Origin of the sequence: Mycolicibacterium tokaiense, from assembly GCF_010725885.1 — a bacterium.
GTDB lineage: Bacteria > Actinomycetota > Actinomycetes > Mycobacteriales > Mycobacteriaceae > Mycobacterium > Mycobacterium tokaiense.
The window spans coordinates 2,276,324-2,293,806 of the sequence record NZ_AP022600.1; the positions used below are offsets into that span (position 1 = coordinate 2,276,324).

General features: G+C 68.3%; 18 protein-coding genes. 8 read left to right on the forward strand and 10 right to left on the reverse strand.

Annotated features, from left to right (window positions below):
* Positions 1-3: 3 nt before the first annotated feature.
* On the forward strand, positions 4-1,104 hold the full coding sequence (locus G6N58_RS10940) for an Rv3575c family transcriptional regulator (RefSeq protein WP_068914742.1): 1,101 nt from the start codon (positions 4-6) through the stop codon (positions 1,102-1,104).
* Here the strand turns inward: G6N58_RS10940 and otsB are convergent.
* Positions 1,101-1,844, reverse strand: coding sequence for a trehalose-phosphatase (gene otsB, locus G6N58_RS10945; protein ID WP_115278692.1), 744 nt, complete (start codon positions 1,842-1,844; stop codon positions 1,101-1,103). The genes G6N58_RS10940 and otsB overlap by 4 nt on opposite strands.
* Before the next feature lie 3 nt (positions 1,845-1,847).
* A complete protein-coding gene (gene kstR / locus G6N58_RS10950) occupies positions 1,848-2,513 on the reverse strand; it encodes a cholesterol catabolism transcriptional regulator KstR (RefSeq protein ID WP_068914744.1) in 666 nt (221 codons plus the stop codon).
* A 209-nt stretch (positions 2,514-2,722) separates the two neighbouring features.
* On the opposite strand from kstR, the gene G6N58_RS10955 reads away from it, so the two are divergent.
* Positions 2,723-4,834 (forward strand): acyl-CoA dehydrogenase family protein, encoded by a 2,112-nt coding sequence (locus G6N58_RS10955; RefSeq protein WP_115281584.1) that lies wholly within the window; start codon positions 2,723-2,725, stop codon positions 4,832-4,834.
* Positions 4,835-4,836: 2 nt separating this feature from the next.
* Here the strand turns inward: G6N58_RS10955 and G6N58_RS10960 are convergent, their stop codons facing one another.
* Together G6N58_RS10960 and G6N58_RS10965 are read right to left on the reverse strand one after the other, a co-directional pair.
* On the reverse strand, positions 4,837-5,409 hold the full coding sequence (locus G6N58_RS10960) for a hypothetical protein (RefSeq protein ID WP_068914747.1): 573 nt from the start codon (positions 5,407-5,409) through the stop codon (positions 4,837-4,839).
* 20 nt (positions 5,410-5,429) lie between these two features.
* A complete protein-coding gene (locus G6N58_RS10965) occupies positions 5,430-6,488 on the reverse strand; it encodes a ferredoxin--NADP reductase (RefSeq protein WP_115278691.1) in 1,059 nt (352 codons plus the stop codon).
* Between the two features lie 165 nt (positions 6,489-6,653).
* On the opposite strand from G6N58_RS10965, the gene hsaA reads away from it, so the two are divergent.
* From hsaA to hsaB, 4 genes are read left to right on the forward strand one after another with little or no spacing between them, the layout of a single operon-like run.
* Positions 6,654-7,838 (forward strand): 3-hydroxy-9,10-secoandrosta-1,3,5(10)-triene-9,17-dione monooxygenase oxygenase subunit, encoded by a 1,185-nt coding sequence (gene hsaA, locus G6N58_RS10970; RefSeq protein ID WP_068914749.1) that lies wholly within the window; start codon positions 6,654-6,656, stop codon positions 7,836-7,838.
* Positions 7,838-8,728 (forward strand): 4,5:9,10-diseco-3-hydroxy-5,9,17-trioxoandrosta-1(10),2-diene-4-oate hydrolase, encoded by an 891-nt coding sequence (hsaD, locus tag G6N58_RS10975; RefSeq protein ID WP_115278690.1) that lies wholly within the window; start codon positions 7,838-7,840, stop codon positions 8,726-8,728. The genes hsaA and hsaD overlap by 1 nt, the downstream gene beginning before the upstream one ends.
* The gene (hsaC, locus tag G6N58_RS10980) at positions 8,725-9,624 is read left to right on the forward strand and encodes an iron-dependent extradiol dioxygenase HsaC (protein ID WP_115278689.1); all 900 of its coding nucleotides are present in this window, start codon (positions 8,725-8,727) and stop codon (positions 9,622-9,624) included. Before hsaD ends, hsaC begins: the two co-directional genes overlap by 4 nt.
* A gap of 5 nt (positions 9,625-9,629) precedes the next feature.
* Positions 9,630-10,196: a 3-hydroxy-9,10-secoandrosta-1,3,5(10)-triene-9,17-dione monooxygenase reductase subunit gene (gene hsaB / locus G6N58_RS10985; protein ID WP_115278688.1), complete on the forward strand. Its 567-nt coding sequence runs from the start codon at positions 9,630-9,632 to the stop codon at positions 10,194-10,196.
* Positions 10,197-10,204: 8 nt separating this feature from the next.
* Here the strand turns inward: hsaB and G6N58_RS10990 are convergent, their stop codons facing one another.
* From G6N58_RS10990 to G6N58_RS11010, 5 genes are all read right to left on the reverse strand, one after another.
* Complete coding sequence (locus G6N58_RS10990; RefSeq protein ID WP_232067821.1) at positions 10,205-11,176, reverse strand: GGDEF domain-containing protein; 972 nt, start codon at positions 11,174-11,176, stop codon at positions 10,205-10,207.
* 256 nt (positions 11,177-11,432) lie between these two features.
* Positions 11,433-11,669, reverse strand: coding sequence for a fibronectin-binding protein (locus G6N58_RS10995; protein WP_115278686.1), 237 nt, complete (start codon positions 11,667-11,669; stop codon positions 11,433-11,435).
* Between the two features lie 9 nt (positions 11,670-11,678).
* A complete protein-coding gene (locus tag G6N58_RS11000; RefSeq protein WP_115281583.1) occupies positions 11,679-12,449 on the reverse strand; it encodes an alpha/beta hydrolase in 771 nt (256 codons plus the stop codon).
* A gap of 44 nt (positions 12,450-12,493) precedes the next feature.
* Positions 12,494-13,258, reverse strand: a complete 765-nt coding sequence (locus G6N58_RS11005) for an alpha/beta fold hydrolase (RefSeq protein ID WP_115278685.1) — start codon at positions 13,256-13,258, stop codon at positions 12,494-12,496.
* Positions 13,255-14,169: a LysR family transcriptional regulator gene (locus tag G6N58_RS11010; RefSeq protein ID WP_435406148.1), complete on the reverse strand. Its 915-nt coding sequence runs from the start codon at positions 14,167-14,169 to the stop codon at positions 13,255-13,257. Before G6N58_RS11010 ends, G6N58_RS11005 begins: the two co-directional genes overlap by 4 nt.
* A gap of 107 nt (positions 14,170-14,276) precedes the next feature.
* On the opposite strand from G6N58_RS11010, the gene G6N58_RS30630 reads away from it, so the two are divergent.
* The gene (locus tag G6N58_RS30630) at positions 14,277-15,623 is read left to right on the forward strand and encodes an MFS transporter (protein WP_115278683.1); all 1,347 of its coding nucleotides are present in this window, start codon (positions 14,277-14,279) and stop codon (positions 15,621-15,623) included.
* A complete protein-coding gene (locus G6N58_RS30635) occupies positions 15,620-16,366 on the forward strand; it encodes a 3-hydroxybutyrate dehydrogenase (protein ID WP_115278682.1) in 747 nt (248 codons plus the stop codon). Before G6N58_RS30630 ends, G6N58_RS30635 begins: the two co-directional genes overlap by 4 nt.
* Here G6N58_RS30635 and G6N58_RS11025 read toward each other — a convergent pair.
* The gene (locus G6N58_RS11025; RefSeq protein WP_435406377.1) at positions 16,363-17,475 is read right to left on the reverse strand and encodes a pyridoxal phosphate-dependent aminotransferase; all 1,113 of its coding nucleotides are present in this window, start codon (positions 17,473-17,475) and stop codon (positions 16,363-16,365) included. The genes G6N58_RS30635 and G6N58_RS11025 overlap by 4 nt on opposite strands.
* Positions 17,476-17,483 lie beyond the last annotated feature (8 nt).

Genomic DNA, 17,483 nt, shown 5'->3' on the forward strand with positions numbered 1-17,483 from the left:
AGCATGTCCAGAAGTCCGGTCCCGCGCAGGCGGGCCACCCTGGCTTCGCTGGCCGCAGAACTCAAGGTCTCGCGCACCACCATCTCCAACGCCTACAACCGCCCCGACCAGCTGTCGGCCGACCTGCGTGAGCGGATCTTCGCCACCGCGAAGCGGTTGGGCTACGCCGGTCCGGACCCAGTGGCGCGGTCGCTTCGCACCCGCAAGGCCGGTGCGGTGGGTCTGGTGGTCACCGAACCGCTGACCTATTCCTTCCGTGATCCCGCAGCGCTGAACTTCGTCGCCGGTCTCGCCGAATCCTGCGAAGAGGCCGGCCAGGGACTGCTGCTGGTGGCGGTCGGGCCGGGCCGCAGCCTGGCCGACGGCGCCGGTTCCGTGCTCTCGGCCGGGGTGGACGGCTTCGTGGTCTATTCCGCCTCCGATGACGACCCCTATCTGCAGACGGTGCTGGACCGCCGGCTGCCGGTGGTGCTGGTCGACCAGCCGCGCGATGTCCCCGGCACGTCCCTGGTGTGCATCGACGACAGAACCGCAATGCGTGAGATGGCCGAGTATGTCTTCGAACTCGGCCACCGCGAGGTGGGACTGCTGACCATGCGGCTGGGCCGTGAGCCCACCACGCCCGCGGACTCGGCCGCACTGGTGATCCCGGAGCGGTTGAGCGACAACCGTTTTCACGTCCAGTGTGAGCGCATCGGCGGCGTGCAGGACGCGATGGCGGCCGCCGGCCTGGACCCGGCGGGCCTGACGATCGTGGAGAGCTTCGAGCACGGGCCGGCCTCCGGCGGCCGCGCGGCCGAGGTGGCGTTGCAGGCCAATCCGCGGATCACCGCGCTGATGTGCACCGCCGACGTGCTGGCGTTGTCGGCCATGGACTTCCTGCGTGCGCGGGGCATCTACGTGCCGGGGCAGATGACCGTGACGGGCTTCGACGGGATCCCCGAGGCACTCAAGCGGGGGCTGGCCACCGTGTCGCAGCCCAGTCATGAAAAGGGCAGGCGCGCAGGCGCTCTGCTGCACAGCCCGCCGCGTGACGGACTGCCGGTGGTCGACGTGCTGCCGTGTGAGCTGATCCGCGGCCGTACCGCGGGACCGCCCGGCTAACGGCGGGCCGCGGCCAGGAACTCCAGGCAGGCGGCGACGTCCTCGGGGGAGTCGATGCGGTGGCCGGCGGCGGTGTCACCCGGCCCGACTTTGATACCGACATCACCGTCGCGCAGACGCCGGAAGGCCTTCTCGTCGGTGACGTCGTCGCCGAAGAACACCACCACGTCGGCAGCCTCGCGCTGACGCAGGATGTCGATCGCCTCACCCTTGTCGGTGATGATGACCGCGAACTCCAGGACTGCCTTGCCCGCGGTCTGCTGGGCTGTCCAGGATTCGCCCGCAGCGTGTGCCGCGGCCAGGGCGGCCTCGGCGTCGGCGGGGGCGGCGTTGCGCACGTGCAGAGCGACGCTGGCCGGCTTCGGTTCCACGGTCACACCCGGGTGCTGCGCGGCGATGGCGTTCAGCGTGTCGGTGATGGTCTGCAGCAGGGCGGTGTCGATGTCGTGGCCGAAACCCGATTCGAATTCCGCACCGTGGCTGCCGACCAGGTGCACTACCTCGGACAGGCCGGACAACGTGCCCAGATCAGCCAACGCGCGGCCGGAGATCAGTGCCGCCGCGGTGTCCGGCGCCGCGGCCAGGCGGCGCAGCGCGTCGGCCGCCGCAGGCAGCGGGCGCGCGTCGGCGGGGTGGTTCACGATCGGTGCCAGGGTGCCGTCGAAGTCGCACGCGACCAGGATGCGCGGCGCCTGCGCGGCCCGGGTCAGAGCGGCGGTGACGTCATCGGGGAGGCCCACCCGTCAGATCTTAGGGTGGTCCCCGTCGCCGATGAGCAGCCGCACCGCCAAGTCCAGGCGTTTGCTCACGTCCGTGGCCGAGGCCCGCCGGGTGAGCCAGGCCAGCAGGTTGGACAACCAGACGTCGGAGATCACCCGGGCGATGTGGAACTGGTCTTCGCTGGGTTCTCCGTCGGCCATTGCGCGGGCGAACATCGAGTCGATGATCTTTTCCACGTGATCAACTTCACCGGCGGCGGAGGCGTCGGCGAACACGTAGGCGCGGGTCATGGCCTCGGTCAGCAGCGGGTTGCGCTGCATGGCCCGGTTGAGCTTGCTGACCATGAAGTTGAGCCGCTCGTAGGGGCTCTCGCCGGCCATCGGGCTGCGATCGGTGCGGGCGTCGATGCGCTCGAACTCCCGGCCCAGCGCGGACACCAGCAGGTGGACCTTGGACGGGAAGTAGCGGTACAGGGTGCCCACCGCGACGTCGGCGCGGTCGGCCACGGCCCGCATCTGCACGGCTTCGTAGCCGCCCTTCGAGGCGATCGCCATGGTGGCGTCGAGAATGCGTTTACGGCGTTCGCGCTGCGCTTCGGACCCGAGTTCGGACTCGGCGAGGACGGCCACGGTCATGACCTCCCGCGGCTGTGCCGCGGAGGTTTGCGTTGGCGTGGAGGCCTGAGACATGCGGCCGACAGCTCCTTCTTCTCACGTATCGATGGAGACGATACGCACCGCAGACCTGAAATTCCCACCTCCGCGCCCCCGAGACATCCGTGAGAGTCGTCTGTGTACTGGTGTAACGGTGGTCGACTTGACGGTCGGCCACTGGCACTATTAGAACACGTTCTAGTGGGCCGCACCGGCCAACTGCCGTGAAAACCGAGGAGTGTGCGGTGTCTGGAGTTGCTGGCGCTACCGCCGCAGAACAATTAGCTGCGCGTGAACTGGTGCGGTCCTGGGCCTCCGGTTCCGGTGCCATTGCCGCCATCCGCGACGTCGAGGAGGGCAAATCCGAGGCCTGGCGGCCGGTGTTCGGCGCGCTGACCGAGCTGGGGCTGTTCGGTGTCGCCGTCCCCGAGGACCTCGGCGGCGCCGGCGGCAGTGTCGCCGACCTGTGCGCCATGGTCGACGAAGCGGCGGCAGCGCTGATCCCGGGACCGGTGGCCCCCACCGCGGTGGCCGGCCTGGTGGTGCACGACGCCAATCTGCAGGCGCTGGCCTCCGGTGAGCGCGCGGCGGGCCTGGCACTGGCTGCGGACCTGACTTTCGACGGCTCGGTGGTGTCCGGCACCGCCGAGTACGTCCTGGGCGCCGATCCCGGGGCGCTGCTGCTGCTGCCCGCGGGCGGGCAGTGGTTGCAGATCGACTCCAATGCCGCCGGGGTCGAGATCGAACTGCACGACCCGACCGACTTCTCCCGCCAGTTGGGCCGGGTCACCCTGACGTCGGTTCCCGCCGTCGAACTGGACATCCCGGCGCAGCGGCTACGTGACCTGGCCGCGACGGTGTTCGCCGCCGAGGCGGCCGGCATCGCGCGGTACGCGCTGACCACCGCATCGGAGTACGCCAAGGTGCGCGAGCAGTTCGGCAAGCCGATCGGCAGCTTCCAGGCCGTGAAACACATGTGTGCCGAGATGTTGCTGCGCTCGGAGCAGGCCGCCGTCACCGCGTCCGACGCGGCGCGTGCGGCATCGGAATCCGACGACGACCAGCTGGCCGTGGCCGCCGCGGTGGCCGCGGCCACCTGTATCGAGGCCGCTGTCGACAATGCCAAGGACTGCATCCAGGTGCTCGGCGGCATCGGGTTCACCTGGGAGCACGACGCGCACCTCTACTTCCGCCGCGCCTACGCCATCAATCAGCTGCTGGGCGGCCGGGCGGTCTGGTCGCGGCGGGTGGCGGAGCTGACCACCGGAGGTCTGCGTCGCCGCCTGGGCATCGACCTGTCCGAGGTCGAGGACCAGCGCGCCGGGCTGGCCGCCGAGATCGCCGAGATCGCCGCGCTGCCCACCGAAGCGCGCCACGGCGCACTGGCCGAGGCCGGGTTGTACGCGCCGCACTGGCCGGTTCCGTTCGGCCGCGAAGCCTCCCCGGCCGTGCAGCTGCTGATCGACGAGGAACTGGCCGCCGCCGGGGTGGACCGCCCCGACATCTCCATCGGCTGGTGGGCGGCACCCACCATCCTCGAACACGGGACCGAAGAGCAGGTCGCCCGGTTCATCCCGGGGACACTCTCCGGGGAGATCTATTGGTGCCAGCTGTTCTCCGAGCCGGGCGCGGGTTCCGACCTGGCCGCGTTGCGCACCAAAGCTGAACGGCGCGAGGGCGGTTGGTTGCTGACGGGCCAGAAGGTGTGGACGTCGAACGCCCAGAAGGCGAACTGGGGGGTGTGCCTGGCGCGCACCAACCCGGATGCCCCCAAGCACAAGGGCATCACCTACTTCATCGTGGACATGAGTGCCCCCGGCCTGTTGATCCGGCCGCTGCGGGAGATCACCGGTGAGGCCCTGTTCAACGAGGTCTTCCTCGACGAGGTCTTCGTGCCCGACGAGCTGGTGGTGGGCCCGGTGGACGGCGGCTGGCCGCTGGCGCGCACCACGCTGGCCAACGAGCGGGTGGCCATGGGCGGCGGGGGCAAGCTCGACAAGGGCATGGAGGACCTGATCGGTGCCGTCGGCGAGCTCGAACTGGATGTCGCAGAACAGGATTCGCTGGGCCGGTTGATCGTCGCCGCGCAGATCGGGTCACTGCTGGATCAACGCATCGCCGAGCTGGCGGTCGGCGGTAAGGATCCCGGAGCCCAGTCCAGCATCCGCAAGCTTGTCGGGGTGCGCTACCGGCAGGCGCTGGCCGAAAAGGTGATGGAGCTGTCGCCGGGGGCAGGGCTGGTGGACAACCCCGAGGTCCGGTACTTCCTGAACACCCGGTGCCTGACCATCGCCGGTGGCACCGAGCAGATCCTGCTGACCCTGGCCGGCGAGCGGCTGCTGGGACTGCCCCGGTAGGGCTAGAACCCGGTCTGCGCGCAGGCGCCGCGGGTGGTGACGTTGTGCCCGCCGTAGACCACCTGGATCTGGGAGCACACGATGAAGCTCGCGGCGGTGTCGGGCCGACCGGTGGTCCACGATGTCGGCACCGAACTGCCGTCGGTCCGGAAGCGTTCCAGCCCACCACCGCCGAAGTAGGTCACCGAGATCTCCACCCCGCTGGGGTTCTTCAGCATCCGGGACAGCACGTTGTCGTGGTTGGCGCCCTTGGTTTCCCGCGGCATGCCCGCAGGGGCGCTGTACTCCGCTTCCTGCCAGACGTTGCGGTCGTTGCTGCGCAGGGTGATCGTCTGGCGGGCCCAGAATTCGCCCGGGAAACCCGTGGGGCCGCCGGGGGTGAGCAGGTTGGCCTGGGTGTCGAAGTAGCACCGGGCTTCTGCGGCCACACAATTGGCGTTGACGTGCATCTCCACCTGGGTTGCCGGGTCCACCGGAAAAGACGACATGCCCGAGTCCGCAGCCGCTGACGCGGGGGCGCTGGGGGCCAGCAGCGCCGCAGCGACCGCCAGCGGGATTGCTGCGAACCGTTTCATCCGACGAAAGTATCCCGTCGTCATTCGTCGTAGGTCACTTCGACGGAATCCGATGCCGGCAGGGCCTGGCAACCCAGGATCAGACCCTCCTCGAGATCCGAGGGCTCCAGCACGTCGTTGATCTCCATCGTCACCTCGCCGCTGGTCTTGAGCACCGCGCAGGCCCCGCAGTGCCCTTCCCGGCAGGAGAACGGCGCATCCAGCCCCTTGTCCAGCAGGACGTCGAGCAGCTTGGCGGTGCGCGGCCAGCTCAGTTCGTGAGTGGTGCCGTCCAGCGTCACCACCGCGGTGGCGGCCGGTTGGTCATCTCCCGCGTCATCCTCGATGGTCACCGCGGCGAACGGATCGGTGTCCAGCGAACGGAACACCTCGACGTGCACCTGCTGGTCCGGCATGCCCAGCGACTGCAGGGCCTCGCGGGCGGCGGTCATGAAAGGACCCGGCCCGCAGATGAAGGCCTGTTTGGCGGTGTGGGCCCCGGCCAGGTGCGCCAGGGCGCCGACACTGGGCAGCCCCTGCACCGATTCAAGCCAGTGGATCACCGAGAGCCGGTCGGGATACCGGGCCGCCAGCTCGCGCAGTGTTTCGGCGAAGATCACCGACTTCTCATCGCGGTTGGCGTAGATCAAGGTGACCTGGCCACTGCCCTCGGAGAGCGCGGATTTGCAGATCGCCAGCATGGGGGTGATGCCGCTGCCCGCCGCGATCAGCAGGAAGTCGCCGTCGAGGCTCTTGGGCACGAACGTGCCCGACGGCGCGAGTACGTGCATGGTCATGCCGGGGGCGGCGTTGTCGCACAGCCAGTTCGAGGCGTACCCGTCGACGGTGCGTTTGACGGTGACGGTCAGCGAGGTGTCGGTGTGCGGCGAGCTGCACAGCGAATAACAGCGAGCCACCGATCCGGTGCGCTCGCTGGGAATCCGCAGCGTCAGGAACTGGCCCGGGGTGTAGCGCAGCTTGTCCGCGGCGACGTCTGCGCCGTCGGGGACCTTGAAGACCAGCGACCGGGCATCGTCGGTTTCGGCGATGACGTCGGCGATCTCGAGTTCCAGAACGTGGCTACCGAGCGGCTCCGTCACCGGCGCACCCCCTCTTCTGCGGCGGTCTCATAACTAGAACAGGTTACAGAAACGGTCCGCTGCAGGTCCAGCGCCTGCGCAGGGCCGGTTCTCGACACAAATCGTAACGTGTTCTAGTCTTGAACCCAGTTCTTACGGGTCCCGCACCCCCTGGGAGGAAATGCAGTGACTTCCATTCAACAACGTGACGCACAGTCCGTGCTGGCCGGTATCGACGATCTGCTCCCGCTGATCGCGAAACGGGCCCAGGCGGCCGAGGAGTTGCGGCGCATTCCGGACGACACCATCAGCGATCTCGACGAGGTGGGCTTCTTCAAGCTGCTGCAGCCCGAGCAGTGGGGTGGCTTCCAGACCGACCCGGCGGTGTTCTACGAAGCCGTGCGCCGCCTGGCCACCGCCTGCGGTTCCACCGGGTGGGTGTCGTCGATCATCGGCGTGCACAACTGGCACCTGGCGCTGTTCGACCAGCAGGCCCAGGAGGACGTCTGGGCCGACGACCCGACGGTCCGGGTGTCCTCGTCGTATGCCCCGATGGGCGCCGGTGAGGTGGTCGACGGCGGCTACAAGGTCAGCGGTGCCTGGCAGTGGTCTTCCGGGTGTGACCACGCCACCTGGGCGTTCCTCGGCGGACCGGTCATCAAGGACGGCCGGCCGGTGGACTTCGGCAGCTTCCTGATCCCACGCAGCGACTACCGCATCGACGACGTGTGGAACGTGGTGGGACTGAAGGCGACCGGCAGCAACACCGTAGTGGTCAAGGATGTCTTCGTGCCCCGGCACCGGTTCCTGTCCTACCGCTCCATGAACGACGGCAGCGCGGGCGGCTACGAGCGGAACACCGCGCCGGTCTACAAGATGCCGTGGGGCACCATGCATCCCACCACCATCTCGGCGCCCATCGTCGGCATGGCCTACGGCGCCTACGACGCGCACGTCGAGCACCAGGGCAAGCGGGTGCGTGCGGCCTTCGCCGGAGAGAAGTCCAAGGACGATCCCTTCGCCAAGATCCGCATCGCCGAGGCGGCCAGCGACATCGACGCCGCGTGGCGCCAGCTGGCGGGCAATGTCAGCGAGGAATACGCGTTGCTCAGCGCCGGCAAGGAGATTCCGTTCAGCCTGCGTGCGCGGGCCCGGCGCGACCAGGTGCGTGCCACCAAGCGCGCCATCGAGTCGATCGACCTGCTGTTCGAGGCCTCCGGTGCCACCGCACTGAACCTCGATCAACCCGTGCAGCGGTTCTGGCGTGATGCCCATGCCGGGCGGGTGCACGCCGCCAACGAGCCCGAGCGCGCGTACCTGATCTACGGAAACGACGCCTTCGGTCTCCCGCCGCAGGACACGATGGTCTAGTGACGTCGTTCGCCGCGGAAGCGGCCCAGCAGCAGGAGATCACCTTCGAGTCCACCTCGAGGTACGCGCAGGTCCGCGATGACATGCGGCTGCACTACCACGAAGCCGGTGACCCGGCCTCTCCCACGGTGGTGCTGCTGCACGGCGGCGGGCCGGGGGCGTCCAGCTGGTCGAACTTCAGCCGCAACATCCCGGTGCTGGCCAAGCATTTTCACGTGCTGGCCGTTGATCAGCCGGGCTACGGGCACTCGGACAAACACACCGAACACGAGCAGTACAACCGCTACAGCGCCACCGCGCTGCTCAACCTGTTCGACCACCTCGGCATCGACCGCGCCGAGCTGGTCGGCAACTCACTCGGCGGCGGAACCGCGGTGCGGTTCGCCCTGGACAACCCGAAGCGGGCCGGCCGGCTGGTGCTGATGGGCCCGGGTGGGCTCAGCGTCAACCTGTTCGCGCCGGACCCCACCGAGGGCGTCAAGCTGCTGGGCCGCTTCGCCGCCGACCCCACCCGCGAGAACATCGAGAAGTTCCTGCGGATCATGGTGTTCGACCAGAGCCTGATCACCCCGGAACTGGTGGAGGAGCGCTTCGCGATCGCCAGCACCCCGGAGTCTCTGGCTGCCACCAAGGCGATGGGGAAGTCCTTCGCGGGCGCCGATTTCGAGCTCGGCATGATGTGGCGCGATGTCTACAAGCTGCGGCAGCGGGTACTGCTGATCTGGGGCCGCGAAGACCGGGTGAACCCGCTGGACGGCGCGCTGGTGGCGCTGAAGCAGATTCCGCGGGTGCAGCTGCACGTCTTCGGTCAGTGCGGGCACTGGGCGCAGCTGGAGAAGTTCGACGAATTCAACAAGCTCACGATCGACTTCCTGGGAGGTTCGAGGTGACGATCACGTCGTTGGGGTATCTGCGGATCGAGGCCACTGATGTCGGGGCCTGGCGCGAGTACGGCCTCAAGGTGCTGGGCATGGTCGAGGGCAAGGGCCCGACCGATGGTGCCCTGTACCTGCGGATGGACGAGTTCCCGGCCCGGCTGATCATTGTCCCCGGTGAGCACGACCGGCTGCTGGAGTCCGGCTGGGAGACCGCCAATGCGGCAGCGCTGCAGGACATCCGGACCCGGCTGGACATGGCGGGCACGCCGTACAAGGAAGCCACCGCCACGCAGCTGGCCGACCGCCGTGTCGACGAGATGATCGTCTTCGACGACCCGTCGGGCAACACCCTCGAGGTGTTTCACGGGGTGGCATTGGAGCACCGCCGGGTGGTCAGCCCCTACGGACACAAGTTCGTCACCGAGGAGCAGGGGCTGGGCCATGTGGTCCTGACCACCCGTGACGACGCCGAGACTCTGCACTTCTACCGCGATGTGCTCGGCTTCTTCCTGCGCGATTCGATGAAGCTGCCGCCGCAGTTGGTGGGCCGCCCAGCCGACGGTGCACCTGCGTGGCTGCGCTTCCTCGGGGTGAACCCACGCCACCACAGCCTCGCGTTCATGCCGGGTGAAACCCCCAGTGGCATCGTGCATCTGATGGTCGAGGTGGGTGAGGCCGACGACGTGGGCCTGTGCCTGGATCGCGCGCTGCGCCGCAAGGTGAAGATGTCGGCCACGCTGGGCCGCCACGTCAACGACAAGATGCTGTCCTTCTACATGAAGACCCCGGGCGGGTTCGACATCGAATTCGGTTGTGAGGGACTCGAAGTCGACGACGATGACTGGGTGGCGCGGGAGAGCACCGCGGTCAGTCTGTGGGGTCACGACTTCAGCGTCGGCTTCAAGTAGTCGTCATGACGTCAGCGGATATCGACCCGCGCACATTCCGCCACGTGCTCGGGCAGTTCTGCACGGGCATCACCATCATCACCACCGTGCACGACAAGGAGCCGATAGGCTTCGCCTGCCAGTCGTTCGCCGCCCTGTCGCTGGACCCGCCGCTGGTGTTGTTCTGCCCCACCAAGGTGTCGCGCTCCTGGGCCGCCATCGAGGCCAGTGGCCGCTTCTGCGTGAACATCCTGCACGAAAAGCAGAAGGACGTCTCGGCGCGGTTCGGGTCGCGGGAGCCGGACAAATTCGCCGGAATCGACTGGACCCCATCCAAGCTCGGCTCCCCGGTGATCGACGGCTCGCTGGCCCACATCGACTGCTCGGTGGCATCGGTGCACGACGGCGGTGATCACTTCGTGGTGTTCGGGGCGGTGCATTCGCTCTCGGAGGTGCCCAAGAAGAAGCCCCGTCCGCTGCTGTTCTACCGCGGTGAGTACACGGGCATCGAGCCGGACAAGAACTCGCCGGCGCAGTGGCGTGACGATCTGGAAGCGTTCATCACGGCCACCACGCCGGACACCTGGTTGTAGCCCGCTCCTCAGCTCGCCATGACAACGCGGTCTCCGCCTTGGCCTTTGGCCTCGTACATGGCGGCGTCCGCGGCTGATATGACGCCGTCGATCGTCTGGTCGATGCATGTCGCGGCGGCCATTCCGATGCTGACTGTGACGGCGGGCTGAGCCGGGGCTGACACGGCGAGTCGGATACGTTCGGCGACTCGGCACGCATGCTCCGGTGTGACGCGGTCGACCACGAGGAATTCCTCCCCGCCCCATCGCCCCACCTCGGCTTCGCTGCGCACACTTGATCGGATGCAACGCGCGATGCGGATCAGTACCTGGTCACCGACGGCGTGCCCCAATGTGTCGTTGATCCGTTTGAACCCGTCGACGTCGATCAGCAGCGCGCACAGCGTCGTGCCTGGCGTTGCGTTGCTGTTGAGTCGCTCCATCGCGATCGACAGGCCGCGCCGGTTGGTCAGCTCCGTCAACGGATCGATCAAGGCCAGTCGGGAGCTGTGCTGAAGCGCCCAGAAGCCGAAGTGCAGCGCCGGAAGGATGCATACCGTGACCAGCAGGGCGATGACGGCCCGCGACAGCGCGATCTGCAGTCCGTCCTCCGCTGTCGTCTCTGCCAGCCAGATCGCGACGCCGATGACGGCAGCCGTGCTCCAAGCGATGTGGGCCAGGTGCAGCCTGGGGCCGTGAAAGAAGACTATGTAGCCGCCGCCGCACAGCAGTAGCGGCATCCCTGACATCGCCAGGTTGGGGTCACCGAACAGCAGGGTCGACAGGGTCATGATGACGTCGACGAAGATCAGCAACCCTGCTGATTCCCGCGCGCTCGGCCACCCCCGCAGAGCCCATCGCGCGGCCCACAGCAGCGAACCTACAGCGACCACGCCCCACCCGATCCGGATGATGACGGTGTCGGTGACCGGCGGCGCCACCACGTTGACCGCGGCGAGTACACCCATGATGACGCCAATACCGGCGATGAGTCTGCGCAAAACGGGGAGGATGCCACGGCTGCCCAGGAATTCGGTCCGCCACTCATAGTCAGCGCGCTCACGCCACCACCGCATCAGCAGGCCGTCGACGGACCCATTTGAAACCGTGGGTGTGGGTCGTCGGGGTTGTTCGCTCACTGTGGGGTGACCCTTCTACACAGATAGAAAGGCCAGGATGGCAGCCCGCGTCGGCGGCGGTGTTCTGTTGTGCCCGACTGCCCTGAGGTAGGGCGCGGAGCGCATCGCGTGCAGTTCTCTAGATGCAGCCCAGCGCGCAGGGATCGGCCACCTGATCCTCGGGTAACGAGTTGGCCGGCGGCTTGTCCTGGCTGAGGTCGATGTCGCCTTCCAGATCCGGCGCCACCGGCAGCATGCTGCACAGGAACGAGAGCCCGAATTCGCACGGCGGCATCGGCTCGGCTCCGGCCGGGGCGGCCAGCGTGCCGCCGGCGAGCAGCAGGGCGGCGGTGGCAAGCGTGATCCGTCGCAGCATCGGGTGAGCCTATCCCAGGACCCGCTCCAGGAACTCGACGATGGCCGCGGCGACCTCCCGGTGCACGGTTTCGTTGAGGATGTCGTGGCGGGCACCGGGGAATTCCACGATCTCCAGCGACTCGATCTGTTCGGCGTAGGCGCGCACGGCACCCACGGGAGCGATGGCGTCGACTTCGCCGTGCACCGCCAGCGTGGGCACCGCCAGGGTCGGCAGCTCGGCGCCCAGACTGTCCCAGATGGTGTCCAGCGCCCGGGCCAGCGCGCCGCCGTCAGCGTCGGTGAACCCCAGCGGGTCGTTCTCCAGGGCGTCGAGATAGAACGGGTCCGCCGACAGGATCGCCAGGTCCAGCTCGAAGCTGCTGTCGGGGTTCAGCAGCTCGGGCACGGGCACCAGCGGTGCCCCGGAGAGCACGCCGGCGGCGTAGCGCTGCGGCGCGTCCAGCAGGATCGAGATGGCCACGGCGGCACCGAACGAATGTCCCTGCAGCACAAGGGGAATTCCGGGGGTGGCCTCCTCGGCCAGCGCGGTCAGCGCCTCGGCCAGGCCTGCACTGTGCGAGATGGGTCCGAAGTCACCGCGCTCACCCGGGCTCAGTCCGTGGCCGCGCTGGTCGACGGCCCAGAAGTCGAAACCGGCGGCATTGAGCGTGAACGCCAGCCGGTGATACAGCGAGATGTTCTCCCCGAAACCGTGCAGGAAGATCACCGCGGCGCGGGGCTGCTCGGCGGCCCAGTGGCGGTAGTAGAACCGTCCGGAGTCAGCGTCGATGTATGGCATCTGACGACTGCACCAGGCCAGGGCGCGCACCGCAACCGTTGTACTCAGCCGGTTGCCTCGAGGATCAGCGCGGCGGTCTCCTGTGGCTGGTCCCAGTGCGGGAAATGGCCGGAGCGGTCGAACCAGTGCAGCCGGGCGTCGGGGAACCGTTGCAGCGCGCGGCGGGCCTGGCGGGGGAACGTCACCCGGTCTTTGCGTCCCCAGCCGATGGTGACCCGGCCCGCCACGGGCCCGCCCTGCTGCGCGGGCCCGTGGATGAGGGCACTCACCGCGTCGTCGAGGCTGGGGGAGGAGGCGAAGTTGCGGAACTCGCGCAACACAAGGTCGGGATCCAGCGCCCACGGGCGGGCGGAGAACTGCGCCAGCAGGGCGGTACGCCCCACCGCCGAGCCGACCAGCGTCGGCAGCAGCGGCTGGATGCGTTTGACCAGACCCAGCGACGGTCGCAGGGTCGCGGCGAAGTAGCGCACCTCGGCGTCAGTCCAGAATCCCCCGGGGTTCAGCGCCACCACGGCGCCGCGGTGTCCGCGCCGCGCCAGTTCGAGGGCCATCCGGGCACCCATCGAGCTGCCCACCACGTCCACCTCGGTGAGGTCGTGGTCGGTGAGGAAGGACTGCACGGCGTCGGTCAGGCTGGCCACCGACACCTCGCCCGGGAGCGCCGGGCTGTCCCCGAACCCGGGCAGGTCCACGGCGTAGACCTCCCGGCGGGCGGCCAATGCGGGCAGTACCGGGTCCCAGTTGTGCAGGTGGGAGATGCCGTGGATGAGCAACAGGGGGGCACCGGAGCCGGTACGCAGGTATTTCACCCCGACCGGATACCCAGAAGTACGTCCTGCTGTCGACGCACCCGGTCCCGGATCGCATCGACGAAGGCGCCCACCTCCGGGCGCCGCAGCGTTTCCGCCCGCGCCACCAGCCAATAGCTCAGCTGGATGGCCACGGAGGCGGTCAATACCCGCTGCAGGTCGTCATGCCGGTCGGCCATGAAACACGGCAGCAAGCCCAGGCCGGCGGCCGCGCGGGTGGCCTCGACGTGCACGAAGACATTGGTGGACGACACCGACTCGCGCATCAGCGGGGCGAATGTGCGGGCCAGATCCAGGTCGTCGACCTGCAGCATGGAGTCGATGAAGTAGATCAACCGGTGCTCGGCCAGGTCGGCCACCGTGGCCGGCACCCCGCGCTCGGCCAGGTAGTCGGTGGCGCCGTAGAGCCCCAGCCGGTAGTCACCCAGCCGGATGGCCTCGGCGCGGTGCACCTGTGGCTGTCCCACCACCACCTCGATGTCCAGTCCGGAGCGCTGCTGGGTCACCCGGCGGGTGGCTGCCACGATCTCGACGGCGATGCCCGGGTGACGACGCTGGACCGCCGCCGCGGCCGGTGCGGCGATATAGGCGCTGAAGCCGTCGGTCGCCGACATCCGAACCACGCCCTCGAGCCGCGTCCCGGCCCCGTCGGGCGCCGACAGCGTGTGCACGGCTGTCTCCACCGCCTCCGCCGCGGCCAGGGCCTGGCGGCCGAGGTCGGTGAGTTCCCAGCTGCCACCCACCCGCGCCAGCACCCGGCCGCCGAGAGCCTGTTCGAGGGCGCTGATGCGGCGGGCCACCGTGGTGTGGTTGAGCCCGAGTTCGTCGGCGGCGGTGATGTAGCGGCCGCTTCGGCCCACTGCCAGCAAGATCAGCAAATCGTCGGCGCTGAGGCGCTGCGTACCAGCCATATCTGCATTTTTGCAGACCGCGGCTGCGGGTTTGGTCATTGCAGTTCACGGGAACCTGCACCACTATTCAGCAGAGTTGTGGTGGGCATCACAGGGCAGGAGTGGGGATGAGTCAGCCGATATCAACCGGTCTGAAGCGGGTGGTCGCCGCCTCGATGGCCGGCACCGTCGTCGAGTGGTACGAGTTCTTCCTCTACGGCACCGCGGCCACACTGGTTTTCAGCAAGGTGTTCTTCTCGGAGACCACCAGTGAGCTCAACGCGATCTTCCTGGCGTTTGCCACCTATGCCGTCGGCTTCGTCGCCCGCCCGCTCGGCGGTGTGGTGTTCGGCCACTACGGCGACAAGTACGGCCGCAAGAAGCTCCTGCAGTTCAGCTTGGTTCTGGTGGGTGCGGCCACGTTCCTGATGGGCTGCCTGCCCACCTACGGCCAGATCGGCTACTGGGCGCCCGGCCTGCTGGTGGCTCTGCGCTTCATCCAGGGCTTCGCGGTCGGCGGTGAATGGGGCGGCGCGGTGCTGCTGGTCGCCGAGCACAGCCCGGACCGCCAGCGCGGGTTCTGGGCCAGCTGGCCGCAGGCCGGGGTGCCCGCGGGCAACCTGCTGGCCACCGTCGTGCTGCTGGTGCTCACCACCACGCTCTCGGATGCCGCGTTCCTGTCGTGGGGCTGGCGCGTTGCGTTCTGGCTGTCCGCCGTGGTGGTGCTGGTCGGTTACTACATCCGCACCAAGGTCACCGATGCGCCGATCTTCGTTGCGGCGCAGGAGGAAGCCGAGCGCATCAAGGAATCCAGCTTCAGCGTGGTCGAGGTGCTCAAGCGCTACCCGCGTGGCGTCTTCACCGCCATGGGCCTGCGCTTCGGCGAGAACATCATGTACTACCTGGTGGTCACCTTCACCATCACCTACCTCAAGGTGCAGGTGGGCGCGGACACCTCGTCCATCCTGTGGTACCTGCTGGTCGCCCACCTGGTGCACTTCGCCGTCGTGCCCTTCGTCGGGCACCTCGCCGACAGGTTCGGCCGCCGCCCGGTCTACATGACCGGTGCCATCGTCGGCGCGACGTGGGGCTTCTTCGCCTTCCCCATGATGGATTCCGGAAACTACGCGGTGGTGACGGCAGCAGTGACCATCGGCCTGATCTTCCACGCGCTGATGTACGCACCGCAGCCGGCCATCATGGCCGAGATGTTCCCGACCCGGATGCGGTACTCCGGTGTCTCCCTTGGGTATCAGGTCACCTCGATCGTCGCCGGCTCGCTCGCGCCCCTGATCGCGGTCAAGCTGCTCGACATCTACGGCTCCTCGGTGCCGATCGCGATCTATCTGGCCGGCGCCTGCCTGGTCACGCTAATCGCGGTGCTGTTCGTCCGCGAGACCAACGGCCTGGACCTCGAGTCGCTCGACATCGCCGACGCCGAGGACGTCAAGAACTCCGCCAGGACGTCCGCGTGAGCGAGCTCGCGGGCAAGACCGCTCTGGTCACCGGCGGCGGTAGCGGGATCGGTGCCGCGTGCGCGCGGGATCTCGCCGCCCGCGGCGCCGCCGTCACCGTGGCCGACGTCGATGAGACCGCGGCCAAGACCGTCGCCGACGAGGTGGACGGAACCGCCTGGGCGGTGGACCTCCTGGACGTCGCACAGCTCGAGGAGCTGCGACTGCAGACCGACATCCTGGTCAACAACGCGGGCATCCAGGCCATCAACCCCATCCAGGACTTCGAGCCGGCGATGTTCCGCCGGATCCAGGCCCTGATGGTGGAAGCCCCCTTCCTGTTGGTACGGGCCGCGCTGCCGCACATGTACGCGGGTGGTTTCGGCCGGATCATCAACATCTCGTCGATCCACGGGCTGCGCGCCAGCGAGTACAAGGTGGCGTACGTGACCGCCAAGCACGCCCTGGAAGGCATGTCCAAAGTCACTGCGCTGGAAGGCGGTTCGCACGGGGTCACCAGCAACTGCGTCAACCCCGGATACGTGCGCACCCCCCTGGTGACCAAGCAGATCGCCGATCAGGCCCGCACCCACGGTATCGGTGAGGACGAGGTGCTGGCCAAGATCATGCTCACCGAGAGCGCGATCAAGCGCCTTGTGGAGCCGGAAGAGGTTGCCGCCCTGGTGGGTTGGCTGGCCTCACCTACCGCAGGCATGGTCACCGGCGCTTCCTACACCATGGACGGCGGCTGGTCGGCCCGCTAGTGTACCCAGGCCCCGATCCGCGCGACGGCCTCGTCCACGTCGGCGGTGGGCCCGGCGAACGACAACCGGACATAGGAACCCCCGCGCACCGGGTCGAAGTCGATGCCCGGGGCGATGGCCACCCCGGTCTCGGCCAGCAGCTTGGCGCAGAACGACAGCGAGTCGTCGGTCAGATGTGACACGTCGGCGTAGACGTAGAAGGCACCGTCGGTCGGCGCCAGCTTGTCGATACCGATGCCACGCAACCCGTTCAACAGCCGCTCGCGGTTGCGGCCGTAGTGTTGCAGATGGCTGTCGGCTTCGGTCACCGCCTCCGGGCTGAAGGCCGCCACGGCCGCCCGCTGGGACAGCACCGGCGGGCAGATGGTGAAATTGCCGGTCAACCGGTCCACGGCCCGCTGCAACGACTTCGGCACCACCATCCACCCCAGCCGCCAGCCGGTCATGGCGAAGTACTTCGAGAAGCTGTTCACCACCACGGCGTCGCGCGATGTCGACCATGCGCAACTGGTCTGCGGCGCACCGGGATACACCAGACCGTGGTACACCTCGTCGCTGATCAGCCGTACCCCGGTCTCGGCGCACCAGGTCGCGATGGCCGCCAGTTCCGACGGCGCGATCACCGTTCCGGTGGGGTTCGCCGGGCTGGCCACGATCACGCCGTCCAGGGGCGGGTGCACCGCGGCGAGCATGTCCGCGGTGGGCTGGAAGCGGGTGTCGGGTCCGCACGGGAGTTCGACCACCTCGCAGCCCAATGCGGTGAGGATGTTGCGGTAACACGGATAGCCGGGGCTGGTCACGGCCACGCGGTCACCGGCGTCGAAACAGGCCAGGAACGCCAGCAGGAAACCGCCGGAGGACCCGGTGGTCACCACCACGTCGTCGGCGTCCACGTCCAGCCCGTGCGCGCTGCGGTAGGAGTCGGCGATGGCCGTGCGCAGTTCCGGGATGCCGAGCGCGACGGTGTAGCCCAGCGGGCCGCCGTCGAGCGCGGCCAGCGCCGCGGCCCGCACGGGAACCGGTGCGCCCGCACCGGGCTGGCCCGCCGACATGTTCACCAGGTCACCGTGGGTGCGCTGACGTTCGGCGGCGGCCAGCCAGACATCCATCACATAGA